The organism is Paenochrobactrum pullorum (assembly GCF_041929845.1).
Classification (GTDB): Bacteria; Pseudomonadota; Alphaproteobacteria; order Rhizobiales; family Rhizobiaceae; genus Paenochrobactrum; species Paenochrobactrum pullorum.
In genome coordinates this window covers 1-11,942 of sequence record NZ_JBHEEH010000012.1, presented here as the reverse complement: position 1 = coordinate 11,942, position 11,942 = coordinate 1, and the positions used below count along the sequence as shown (strand labels likewise).

Annotated in this window: 12 protein-coding genes and 2 tRNA genes; 4 read left to right on the top strand and 10 right to left on the bottom strand. The window is 45.9% G+C overall.

Going from position 1 to position 11,942, the window contains the following annotated elements; all coding sequences use genetic code 11:
• Positions 1–4: 4 nt before the first annotated feature.
• Together ubiB and ubiE are read right to left on the bottom strand one after the other, a co-directional pair.
• Positions 5–1,585 carry a 2-polyprenylphenol 6-hydroxylase gene (ubiB, locus tag JNC77_RS13910; RefSeq protein ID WP_374833521.1) on the bottom strand — a complete coding sequence of 527 codons (1,581 nt, stop codon included), beginning with the start codon at positions 1,583–1,585 and terminating at the stop codon, positions 5–7.
• Between the two features lie 14 nt (positions 1,586–1,599).
• Positions 1,600–2,391: a bifunctional demethylmenaquinone methyltransferase/2-methoxy-6-polyprenyl-1,4-benzoquinol methylase UbiE gene (gene ubiE / locus JNC77_RS13905; protein ID WP_374833640.1), complete on the bottom strand. Its 792-nt coding sequence runs from the start codon at positions 2,389–2,391 to the stop codon at positions 1,600–1,602.
• A gap of 247 nt (positions 2,392–2,638) precedes the next feature.
• Between ubiE and upp the strand changes: the two genes are divergently transcribed.
• On the top strand, positions 2,639–3,265 hold the full coding sequence (gene upp, locus JNC77_RS13900; RefSeq protein WP_374833519.1) for a uracil phosphoribosyltransferase: 627 nt from the start codon (positions 2,639–2,641) through the stop codon (positions 3,263–3,265).
• Positions 3,266–3,350: 85 nt separating this feature from the next.
• Positions 3,351–3,557: a SlyX family protein gene (locus JNC77_RS13895; RefSeq protein WP_374833517.1), complete on the top strand. Its 207-nt coding sequence runs from the start codon at positions 3,351–3,353 to the stop codon at positions 3,555–3,557.
• Between the two features lie 34 nt (positions 3,558–3,591).
• Here the strand turns inward: JNC77_RS13895 and msrA are convergent, their stop codons facing one another.
• Together msrA and JNC77_RS13885 are read right to left on the bottom strand one after the other, a co-directional pair.
• A complete protein-coding gene (gene msrA, locus JNC77_RS13890) occupies positions 3,592–4,236 on the bottom strand; it encodes a peptide-methionine (S)-S-oxide reductase MsrA (protein ID WP_374833515.1) in 645 nt (214 codons plus the stop codon).
• Positions 4,237–4,314: 78 nt separating this feature from the next.
• Entirely contained in the window at positions 4,315–4,623 is a 309-nt protein-coding gene (locus tag JNC77_RS13885) for a hypothetical protein (protein ID WP_374833513.1), read from the bottom strand.
• 348 nt (positions 4,624–4,971) lie between these two features.
• On the opposite strand from JNC77_RS13885, the gene JNC77_RS13880 reads away from it, so the two are divergent.
• Positions 4,972–5,061 (top strand) — tRNA-Ser (locus JNC77_RS13880).
• A gap of 150 nt (positions 5,062–5,211) precedes the next feature.
• Here JNC77_RS13880 and leuA read toward each other — a convergent pair.
• A complete protein-coding gene (leuA, locus tag JNC77_RS13875) occupies positions 5,212–6,888 on the bottom strand; it encodes a 2-isopropylmalate synthase (protein WP_374833511.1) in 1,677 nt (558 codons plus the stop codon).
• Between the two features lie 175 nt (positions 6,889–7,063).
• Here leuA and JNC77_RS13870 point away from each other — a divergent pair, with 175 nt between their 5' ends.
• Entirely contained in the window at positions 7,064–7,816 is a 753-nt protein-coding gene (locus JNC77_RS13870; protein WP_374833509.1) for an AraC family transcriptional regulator, read from the top strand.
• Positions 7,817–7,825: 9 nt separating this feature from the next.
• On the opposite strand, the gene JNC77_RS13865 is transcribed toward JNC77_RS13870, so the two are convergent.
• The 5 genes from JNC77_RS13865 to JNC77_RS13845 all read right to left on the bottom strand — a co-directional run bounded on the left by JNC77_RS13865 (position 7,826) and on the right by JNC77_RS13845 (position 11,942).
• Positions 7,826–8,149 carry a GNAT family N-acetyltransferase gene (locus JNC77_RS13865; RefSeq protein WP_374833507.1) on the bottom strand — a complete coding sequence of 108 codons (324 nt, stop codon included), beginning with the start codon at positions 8,147–8,149 and terminating at the stop codon, positions 7,826–7,828.
• A gap of 161 nt (positions 8,150–8,310) precedes the next feature.
• A complete protein-coding gene (locus JNC77_RS13860; RefSeq protein ID WP_374833505.1) occupies positions 8,311–8,526 on the bottom strand; it encodes a hypothetical protein in 216 nt (71 codons plus the stop codon).
• Positions 8,527–8,614: 88 nt separating this feature from the next.
• Positions 8,615–9,220 carry a glutathione binding-like protein gene (locus JNC77_RS13855; RefSeq protein ID WP_374833503.1) on the bottom strand — a complete coding sequence of 202 codons (606 nt, stop codon included), beginning with the start codon at positions 9,218–9,220 and terminating at the stop codon, positions 8,615–8,617.
• A gap of 205 nt (positions 9,221–9,425) precedes the next feature.
• On the bottom strand, positions 9,426–11,177 hold the full coding sequence (locus JNC77_RS13850; protein WP_374833501.1) for an amidohydrolase: 1,752 nt from the start codon (positions 11,175–11,177) through the stop codon (positions 9,426–9,428).
• A gap of 688 nt (positions 11,178–11,865) precedes the next feature.
• A tRNA-Met gene (locus tag JNC77_RS13845) sits at positions 11,866–11,942 on the bottom strand.

Sequence of the window (11,942 nt, the reverse complement as noted above, 5' to 3'; positions counted from 1 at the left end):
ATCTCTAATCAATAAAAAGTTTAACCGCGATCACCACAAAAGCAATGGCGATCACCACCAGTGCCCGCCTGCCCCAACGATTATGATAGGCTTCCGCCCGCCCAATAGCCTCAGCTGTCGCCGCATCAAAGCGCAGACCATTAGCTACCATATCATCAAGGGCAATGCTTGCGCGCTCCGAGCGTTGGATAAGTTCCGGCGCTTCACGCATGAAATGTAGCAATGCCTGACCGGTTTCCTTGGCATCGCCCAACATGCCTTGAGGGCCTAAATTCTTGCGGATCCATCCACCAACTACCGGCTCTGCCGATTTCCACATATTGAAATGCGGATCAAGCGTGCGCGATACACCTTCCACCACCACCATGGTTTTTTGCAGCATCAGCAATTCTGGCCGCGTTTCCATGTCGAATAATTCGGTCACTTCAAACAGCAACGTCAACAGTTTCGCCATTGAAATGGTTTCGGCAGGCTGGCCATGAATAGGTTCGCCAATCGCACGAATCGCTTGGGCAAAACTTGCCATGTCATGTGTATGCGGCACATAACCGGCCTCAAAATGCACAGCCGCCACCCGCATATAATCGCGGGTAATGAAGCCATAAAGAATTTCGGCCAAAAAACGGCGCTGCTTTTTATTCAAGCGACCGGTGATACCAAAATCCACCGCGACGATCGTGCCCTTAGGGTCAACAAACAAATTGCCCGGATGCATATCGGCATGGAAAAAACCATCACGCAATGTATGGCGCAAGAAAGACTGGATCAGCGTTTCGGCTATTTTTTTCAAATCAAAACCAGACGCACGCAGCGCATCGACATCCGACACTTTAATGCCGTTAATCCATTCAAGCGTCAAAACATCACGGCCAGTGCGTTCCCAATCAACCGTTGGGACACGAAAGCCCGTATCATCTTTAATATTCTCGGCAATCTCGGATAGCGCGGCTGCCTCAAGCCGCAAATCCATCTCAATGCGGGTACTCTGCGCCAGAGTTTCGGCAATTTCAACAGGACGCAGACGACGTGTTGCCGGCACATAATGTTCCTGCATCCGCGCAACCATAAAAAAACTGGCAAGGTCACGTGCAAAACGCTGACGCACACCGGGGCGGATTACTTTAACCGCTACCTTTTGTGAGCTTTCGTTTTTAACGATATATGCTGGATGCACCTGCGCCATAGAAGCTGCTGCAATCGGCGCATCAAAGCGTTCATATAGATTACTGACCGGACGTCCCAACGAGTTTTCAATGGCTTTTTCAGCCTCACTTATCGGGAAAAAATCGAGTTTATCCTGCAAAAGCTCCAGATCAGCGGCGATATCACGCCCGACAATATCAGGACGTGTTGCCAAAAACTGGCCAAGCTTGACATAAGACGGGCCAAGCTTGTTCATCGCGCGGGAAATACGCTCAGAGCGTTCCATATTGCGGGCCCTGGGGCGCGCGAAGGCTTTGGCAAGCTTGTGCCCGAATTTCGGCAAACCTTGCAAATCATCAACGGGCATTGCCCCGATCACGCCCTCACGGGTCAATATCCAACCTGCACGCATCAGCCGCAGCGCGGCAGAAATATTTTTCATATCTGCCAACTATTTTAAAGCTTCCAGCCAGAATGGAGAGCGGCAATGCCTCCGGTGAAATTACGCCAGCTGACGCGCTCAAATCCGGCTTGCTCAATCATCGTGCCGAAATCTTTCTGTGACGGAAATTTGCGGATTGATTCAACCAGATAGCTGTAAGAATCCGCGTCACCCGTAATCATTTGTCCAATTTTAGGAATGGCATGGAATGACCACTGGTCATAAACCTTGTCCAAAATCGGCATTTCAACTTCGGAGAATTCAAGGCACATAAAACGGCCGCCCGGTTTTAAGACCCGGTAAGCTTCCGAGAGCGCCTTATCAATATGCGGCACATTGCGAATGCCGAAAGCAATGGTGTAAGCATCGAATGAATTATCCTCAAACGGCAATTCTTCCGCATTGGCTTCAACAAAATCAAGATTGTCGATCAAGCCTTTTTTAATGGCGCGCTCACGCCCGACACCCAGCATCGAGCCGTTAATATCCAGCACCGTGACATGAGCCTGTCTGCGGGATGCTTCAACGATGCGAAAAGCAATATCACCGGTGCCCCCAGCTACGTCCAATGAACGCCATCCTGCACGTTTTGACGGTGCCAACCATGCAATCATCGCATCTTTCCACACACGATGCATACCGGCCGACATCAGATCGTTCATCACATCATAGCGTTTGGCAACTTTATGGAAAACATCATTGACGAGTTCCTGCTTGGCCGTTTCGTCAACCTGACGAAAACCGAAAGAGCTTTCCATACCGCCTGTTGCGCCTACCCGATCCATATTGCCATCATGCTGGCTCATAGCTTGTCCTGTCTGTTCAATTCGCGGTGCAATATAGTGCATATTGACGCCGTCCTGAAATGACATTTGTCCGCTTCCGCGTCAAAGCCGTTCTCATCATACGCATATAAAGCTTGCACAGGATGTTACAAGCGTAGAAACAGCTCATAAATCTGTGTTTGCGCTTTTTTAAAATGTTTTCACATAGCATATAGCGCAATAATGTCCTATTCATTAAGCATCAGATTATAGAAACAGCGGAACGATCATGGGCGTTACAGTTATCAGCCACCCGCTTGTCCAGCACAAGCTTACCATCATGCGCAAGCGTGAAACCTCCACAGCAAGCTTTCGCCGCCTGCTGAAAGAAACGTCCTTGTTGCTTTGCTATGAAGTAACACGCGACCTTGAAATGACAACGATGCCGATCGAAACGCCTTTGGCACCGATGGAGGCACCGATTCTGGAAGGCAAGAAACTTGTTTTCGCGTCTATCCTGCGTGCGGGCAACGGTCTGCTTGAAGGTATGCTTGATCTGGTGCCGGCTGCGCGCGTGGCACATATCGGCCTTTACCGCGATCACGAAACCCTTCAGCCGGTTGAATATTATTTCAAAGCACCGGAGGATATCGTCAATCGCCTGATCATTGTGGTTGACCCTATGCTCGCTACAGCCAATTCGGCAATTGCAGCAATTGACAAGCTGAAAGAACGCGGCGCCACCAATATCCGTTTCCTTTGCCTGATTGCCGCGAAAGAAGGGATTGAGCGTTTCACCAAAGCTCATCCGGACGTGCCGATTTTCACTGCCGCTATTGATGATCACCTTGATGAAAAAGGTTATATCGTACCAGGCGTTGGTGATGCCGGTGACCGTATGTACGGCACCAAATAATCGACTGCATTGTCTAAATCAAAATCACCGGTGTAACAGCCGGTGATTCTTTATGACCACCTGTTAAAAAAGAACCGTAAAACCGATGTCTCATGAAACGCGTCTGACCGAACTTGAAATCCGGATTACCGAACAGGATAAAATCATCGAGGATCTTTCCGGCGAGATTGCAGAACAGTGGAAAGTCATCGACCACCTGCGCGCCAAACTCAGTGCGCTCACCACCCGCTTTTTAGAACTTGAAGAGCAAACCCAACCGGACATTCCGGTGACCAGGCCGCCCCATTGGTAAAATGGGGCTTAAGCAGCCTGATTTCCCGCTTGTTTTAAATAAAGCAAGACACGCCGGTGCCGCGCAAACCGCAATAACCACCGGGATTTTTCGCCAGATATTGCTGATGATAATCTTCAGCATAATAAAAGGCCGGCGCATCTAAAATTTCAGTGGTAATCGACCCCAGACCTTTAGCCGTCAGTGCTTGCTGATAGTCATCACGGGTCTTTTCCGCCAAAGCCTTATCATCGTCAGAAAAAGTATAAATACCGGAACGATAAGTCGTACCGATATCGTTACCCTGTCGCATACCTTGGGTCGGATCATGTTCTTCCCAGAACATTTTCAACAAGGCATCTAAACTGACGATAGCCGGATCATAAACCACCAGAACCACTTCATTATGTCCGGTTAGTCCCGTGCAGGTTTCTTCATAGGTCGGGTTTGGTGTGAAACCACCCGCATAGCCTGCAGCCGTTACATACACCCCAGGTACTTGCCAGAACAGGCGCTCAACACCCCAGAAACACCCCATACCGAACATGACCTTTTTCATGTTTTGCGGCCAATCACCATGCAAGGAACGACCTGTTATATAATGCTTGTCGGCGGTCGCAATCGGTTCACTGCGCCCTTTAAGAGCTGTATCAGCAGTCGGAAACTCGGTTTTCAGACGATAGCGGTCAGACAAAGTCATTTTAGCTCTCCGTATAGGCTTAGGCTTTACAGCTTGATATAATAATTAAAAACGCATCATTTAACCCAAGATGCGAAATCAATTTGTTTTGAAGATATAAGACACCAAGTATAAGAGCAGCGCCAGTGCCATAAAAATTGCAAGCACCGGCAAATCGAAAAACTGCTCAAGCGCCATATCAGCTAATCCCTGCGGTTGAGCATCTCCAAAGAACTGTCCAGCATCGCCCTGCCACTCAGATAAAAGATCATGCAGCGATGTAAAAACCAGCAGTGAACTGCCGATGGAACGAGCAGCATCAACTATTGCAACGCCTATACCGCATAATAAAAACAAAACCGAACATAGCAAAAAAAGCCTGTTTAAGACTGCCAGAATCATCAGCATTCAATTTTCCCGCACAAAATCATTACCTTGCCTTCAATAACAATTAAGCAGATTTTGAGCTTAAAACTATCATCACGTGATTATCAAAGTTCTAAACAAACCTTTCCACATCCCGTGCCCTATGGCTAAAACACTTGTAAAACTAGCTATTTGCAGCTTTTTCGGTCTTTATTAAAGCATTTGCTGCTGAAGAAAAACATTCTTTCAAATTCCTGAAATTAACGGTTGATTACTGACGCATTCCAGCTATATTCCGCGCCGAACCAGTGATTTGACAATCAACCACAGTCTTTAGAATTACAGGTTCTTATTTCTCATGAACTTGATGTCATGCATGAAATATTCTGCGGAGAGGTGGCCGAGTGGTTGAAGGCGCACGCCTGGAAAGTGTGTAGGCGGGGAACCGTCTCGCGGGTTCGAATCCCGCTCTCTCCGCCAGCTTGTCATTCATCATTATCAAAAATTATAATAAGAAGCTTAGATTTTCATCTTTGACAAAGCCATATATTCATGTCTGCCTCAAAACGCTTGCATCGTGTGCGGGCGTTTCAAGGCAAGACTATGGCTTAAAGTATAGAGCGCTCAGCTTTAGTGGATGGCATTTGCTGCCGCACTTAACACCGCCCGAACTGAAGCCGTTGTGACATCGTCATCAATACCGACACCAAAAACTTTCTTTCCATCGGGTAAGCGACATTCAATATAGGCGGCTGCTTGCGCAAATGTTCCTTTTTTCAACGAATGCTCATGATAATCAATAACATCCACCCCTAAGTCAAACGCATCCTGCAAGGCTGAAACGGCACTTGATATCAAACCATTCCCACGTCCCGTAATAGTCACTTCCTGACCTTGATGCATGATCCGTCCCGAAAAAATCCGTGCCTCGCCGGCACGTCCCAAACTGCTGTCTTTATAAGTCAGCAACTCAAAGCTTTTATTCTGATCTAAATGGTAAAGCTCATTAAACAAAGACCAGATAATTTCTGCGGTGGTTTCTTTGCCTGTCGCATCAGCATAGTCCTGAACCCGGCGGCTGAAATCAATTTGCAATTGCCGCGGCAATTTCAATCCCCGATCCTGTTCAAGCACCCATGCGACACCGCCTTTACCGGACTGGCTGTTAACGCGGATGACCGCTTCATAACTTTCGCCAATATCTTTAGGGTCCAGCGGCAGATAAGGCATTTCCCAAATACTATCATTGCGGCTTTCATGCGCCGCAAAACCTTTACGAATAGCATCCTGATGCGAGCCGGAAAATGCGGTATGAACCAACTCTCCGGCATAAGGATGCCGCGGATGTACCGGCAATGCATTGCAATATTCAACGGTTCGTACAACCGAACGCATTTCTGGAAAATAAAGCTTGGGATCAATCCCTTGTGTATAAAAATTCAATGCCAGAGTAACAAGGTCAACATTCCCTGTGCGCTCGCCATTGCCGAAAAGACAACCCTCCACACGGTCAGCGCCAGCCAGCAAAGCCTGCTCAGTAGCGGCAACCGCTGTGCCACGATCATTATGCGGGTGTACGCTGATAATCACACTATCGCGACAGGATAGATGTCGACAAAACCATTCGATCTGATCAGCATAAACATTTGGCATTGCGACTTCCACTGTGGCCGGAAGATTTAAAATAACTTTATTTTCAGGTGTCGGCTGCCAGACATCCAGCACTCTTTCGCAAATTTCCAAAGCGAATTCCGGTTCTGTAAAACAGAAAGTCTCAGGCGAATATTCAAATATCCACCGTATATCGGGTTGCTTTTTGCTTTGTTCAAGCATCGCCGTCACACCACTAACGGCCAAGTCAATTATTTCTTGTTTCTCCATTTTGAAAACAACGCGCCGAAATAACGGAGCTGTCGCATTATAAAGATGGACAATAGCCTGTTTAGCGCCCCGCAAAGATTCAAATGTTCGTTCAATCAAATCAACGCGTGACTGAGTCAACACCTGAATGGTCACATCATGAGGGATCAAATCTTCTTCAATCAATCGCCGTACAAAATTAAATTCCGTTTGCGATGCGGACGGAAAAGCAACCTCAATTTCCTTGAAGCCAATTTCAAGCAGCATGCGGTAAAACCGCATTTTTTTATCCACATTCATTGGATCTGCAAGTGCCTGATTTCCATCGCGCAAATCCGTCGATACCCAGATAGGCGCTTGCGACAAACGGCGCTCAGGCCATTGTCGAGCCGGCAAAGAAATAGGTGAAACAAAAGGACGATATTTGCTATCAGGATTAAACAACACGAAAGTAATTCCTCTAATGCTGGCACGAGCCAGTCTCTTCAAACTGTAAAACAGACGGCAGACTACGACCGCAGGGTGCCGTCAGGCCCGACGATCGCAGCTAAGTCGAAGAATAAGAGGAAGTCTGAAGCACGCACTATCCTTCGAAGCGCCAAGCTTCGTCAGAACAATCAAAATGGTCATTGAGTATCGATTCCCGCATACACATTCAGTTTACGCGATTGCCCAAGATGAAAGTGCATTTTCAGGCCCCCCGCATAGCCATGCTGACGGCCAATTGATTTATGCTAAATCAGGTGTGGTGATAGTCACCACGGCAAGTGGCACCTGGATTGCACCGCCCAATCGTGCAATCTGGATACCTTCTATGGTTTCCCACACAACCCGCAGTTATGGTGCCGTTAAATTTCGCAGTCTTTTCATCAGACCTTACGCCACTGGCCGCTTACCTGATATTGCTGGTGTAGTCGAAGTGTCTAATTTACTGCGGGAACTAATTTTAAGATTAGTAGAATTAAATGACCAGTCATTCACGCAATTTACCGAAATGCTCAGTAATCTCGCGCTGGAAGAATTGACATTTTTACCAACTGAGCCGTTCAATTTGCCAATGCCCGCAGAGCCTCGCTTACAGGCACTTTGTTTAAAAATTCAACAGACACCCGATATTAATCTGCCTCTCGAAACAGCAGCTTCATCCGTTGGAATGAGCAGACGCAGTTTTATGCGCCATTTCGAACAAGCAACCGGCATGACATTCGGGCGATGGCATCAACAAGCACGCCTTCTCGCTGCCCTGCCTGCTATTGCAGAAGGCAAAACTATTTTATCGGTAGCGTTGGACTGTGGTTATCAAAGTGTGAGCGCTTTTACCAATGCCTTCAAACGTAACTTCGGCCATCGGCCATCTGATTACTTCATGCAATAATTTATGTAATTACGGGCTGATTAAAAGCTTAATGTAACGCTTGCGTTTTTCTTCATAGCCGTGGTTTTCATAAAATTTATGCGCCCGCTCTCTTTTCATGCTGCTGGCCAGTTCTATTTTCGAACAACCATTCGCTTTTGCTGCCGCTTCTGCCTCCGCAAGCAATCTATGTCCGATGCCTGCACCACGCTTGATTTCATCAACAACAAGAGCTGAAATAACACCCCAGCAACCATCTTCATGCATCGGCGTAATAAAGTTTAAAACCACCACGCCGCAAATCTCTTCATCAGTACTGGCAACAAGAATGATTTCATAAGCAGTTTTTTTCACTTAACCGCCGTCTAATATTCTCACACTGTGTTTGATAACCCAACTGTTCGAAAAGTTTCTGCAATGTTTGATTATCATTAGAAACGGCCGGTCTGATAGAAATCATGAGATAAACCTATGCTATGCAACTGAGGACAGACCGATTTCCATTCATGTCCATTTTAAGGTTTAAAGTAACGATTAAGAGCCATGATTATTTTTGTAAGGGTTAAAATAGCAACCGGTGGCAAGAATATAATGAGTAATAAGACAAGAATGGCTTCATCCAGCCCCCCTTTATCTCTTGCTACACGTAAAGCACCATCATGAATAAGAACGCCAACAAAAACCACTGAAACCAGCAAACAGACTGCAATTAGCAATTTGCATACTTTCATCCATAACCAACCTGCAATAAATTTGTATCAGATAACATTTAAGCACAATAATAAACGGGCACAATGAAACATTGCGCCCGTGCTGATATTATATCAATCCCTCTTCTCTCAAAGCCTTTTGAGCAGCAGGACGCGCGAAAACACGCTCATAAAGCGCAATTGCTTTAGGATATGCACTCAAATCGAGCTGCAAAACACCCTTCCAATTTATAACAACGGCCGCATAAATATCAGCTTGGCTCACATTGCTACCCAACCAATAGTCCTGATTGTCCGTTAACATCGCTTCGAACTGCGCCATACGACGGTTAACACCTGCTACCGCCTGTGCTTTGTCATCTGTACTCAGATGAGGTGCGAAAAGACGTCCAAAAGCATTATGCAGATCAGAGCAAAAGCCCAAGGCTTCCTGCAAACGTGCGCGTTCTAATGAGCCATAAGCCGGCTTGAAAGCAGTGATATCTGAATGTTCACCAATATATTGCAAAATAGCTGCATTTTGCGTGACAACAACACCAGAGGCAACTTCCAATGCAGGAACTGCACCGCGCGGGTTAATAGCCAAGTAATCAGAACCTGTTTCTGTCTTCTTTTCTTTGAGGTCAACAGCTTCTAATTTATAATCCAGCCCGGTTTCGCATAAAGTGATATGTGGCGCTAGAGAGCAGGCACCAGCTTTATAATAGAGCTTCATTGTCAATTTCCTTAAATCAAAATCTTAGCCTAGACGGAAGTAGCACAAGGATTTCAATCTCTCAACGAGGCACCAAAACGTAACTACTGATGAATTACGCAATTACTATTATTCTTAACGATTTTTAATCCCCTCGACTCTTAGCCTGAATACACCAAGACATACAGAATACGAGTAAAAATTCGCCTTGATTTATCCAAAATAATCAATTCAAATTATATACTAATTTACCTAAAAAATATGTTTGCAAAACTTTTGTATTTTTAACTTCATCATGTGGGACGTCAAAAATATTCCTGTCAACGATAATAAAATCAGCCTGTTTTCCTTTTACCAGACTGCCTGTTTTATCCTCTATACCCACCGCTTTGGCTGCATGAATAGTATAGGCTAACAACATCGTATTGAGATCTAGACGTTCAGCTTTATTAAGACCACCATCCGGCCCTTCTCTGGTCATGGCATGATGCATAGCCTCCCACGGATTAGCCGTTGAAATTGGCCAATCACTTGCTCCGGCGATAACAGCACCGTTTTTTTGCAGCGACCGTGCAGGATATTGCCGCCAAAAATCACTATCGTTGATAAAAGGTTTAACCAAATCGAGCAAATAATTATCCATCTCTGCCCAATGCAATTGCATGACCGGCATAATATTTAACACCGCAAAGCGTGGATAATCATTTGGATCAACCAGTTGCAAATGGGTAATTGAATGCGCAATACCGCTATCACGCTTTTGCCGCGCGACTTCAAAAGCGTCCAGCGATTGTTTTACTGCACGATCACCCAAAGCATGAATATGGACCAATAACCCTTTTTCATCTGCAGCATCTACGAGGGCTTTCAATCCCTCCTCCGTCAACAGCATTTCACCTTGCTTGCCTGAGTTTTTATAATGACTAAGCAAGGCTGCACTTTGTGCCGGAAATTCAAGCACCCCATCTGCGAATATTTTTATACCGGGCATTGACAGATTGGGCACTGCTGCAAATTTCTGACGCACTATATCCAATCGATCAAGATCAGCTGCATCACTCAACGGACTTGCCACCAATAAAGCTGCAACGTGAGCCGTCAACTGCCCCTTCTCAGCCAATAGCTTATATGCAGGCAATATCCCTGTCCCGAGACTCGCAGGTTTGCGGGAAAATAAAGCTTCGCCCGGACCGGCATTGGCGGCAGGATCCATCCAACCGGTAATCCCGTAACTATTATTCATATGGACTGCATATTGGGCAGCCTTCAAAAGCATCGCATCATCCGGCTTGGGCAGATGCACCGTCACCAAATCAACACCGGCATCAACAAGCACACCATCGGGTGCGCCTTTTGAATTCACACCAATGATATGACGTTGATGATCAGCAAGATTTTGAACATAAACATCATCAATACTGGCTGTGTTAAGCATCGCTCCATTTGCCCATGCCGTGTGCAGATCTGAGCCCATCAGCAATAATGGCTGTTTTTTCCAGATGTTGTTATTAAAAATATCTGCCAAAATTTGTGGATCGCTCCATAGTGCCGGATTTGCACCAAAGACCACAAAAGGCTGGTTACGCACATCTCTCGCCTGCTCGAACCAGCCATCTATGCGCTGCTTGAGAGTAACTAAATCGATCTCTTCATCATGTAAATTAGGGGAAAGCTCAGCAAGCGCACCAATAATGGCATGACTATGCGCATCAATCAGACCAGGAAGAACCAGCTTATTTTGTAAGTCCAGCAATTCAGTATCTGCAGATTTATAAGTCAATATTTCTTCATCAGAACCAACAGCAAAGATGTAGCCATCCTTAATCGCCATTGCCCGGGCAAAGGGCTGTGCTGAATCTGCCGTAAAAATCTTACCATTGAATAAAATACGTTCGAATGATTCAGCAATTGCTGATTGTGTAGTCATTGAGGCTGAGAATGCTATCATTATACTCAATATTATTTTGCTATGAAACATTCTCAAACATTTCCTGCTTTCTTGCCATCTAATTAATATTATAAATTATCCTAAACAGATAATAAATAAAAATTATACGCCACACAAATCTGACTGGTATTAAACAAACAACGGTTAATAAGCCATTTCAGTGTTTTTCGCTTCTAGTTTACCGCAATGAAGATGAATAACATTGAATGTTAATGGCATCGGAGTTTCATCAACGCCTTTCCCATTATCGGCAAACCTTGCAAACAAAAGCGCACGGTGAAGCAGCTGCCTGCTCACTCTGTCATTCTGGGCTATGAGGGGTCTTATAATCGCGTCGCCATTTTGCATGCCAATGGCAGGCCGATCATCACATACACAAACAGACATCTGCTCTATGCATAGGACTGCCCCCTGTGCAGGCCATGAATTTTTTAATTTTTGCCGCCGCAGCCCCGTGCCTCATGTTATCAAAATGATCACAATCGTCTCATAGGCTGCCAAGGGGGCAATCTCCATATCAGCGTTGCTTAGCCGAATAGTCGTACTAAAACACGACAAAGCTGCACAGATCATTTCAGGCCAAGCCTGCTCAGGCTTTATTTGGGGTGTGTTGATTGGTGTTTAGATTTAATGCCCCTACTCTGCCCCCAGAATGCAAAAAGCTCCAATCATGGAGATTGGAGCTTTTCTATAATCGTCTGATTTAGTGATATTTTTTTGGTTGCGGGGGCAGGATTTGAACCTGCGGCCTTCAGGTTATGAGCCTGACGAGCTACCGGGCTGCTCCACCCCGCG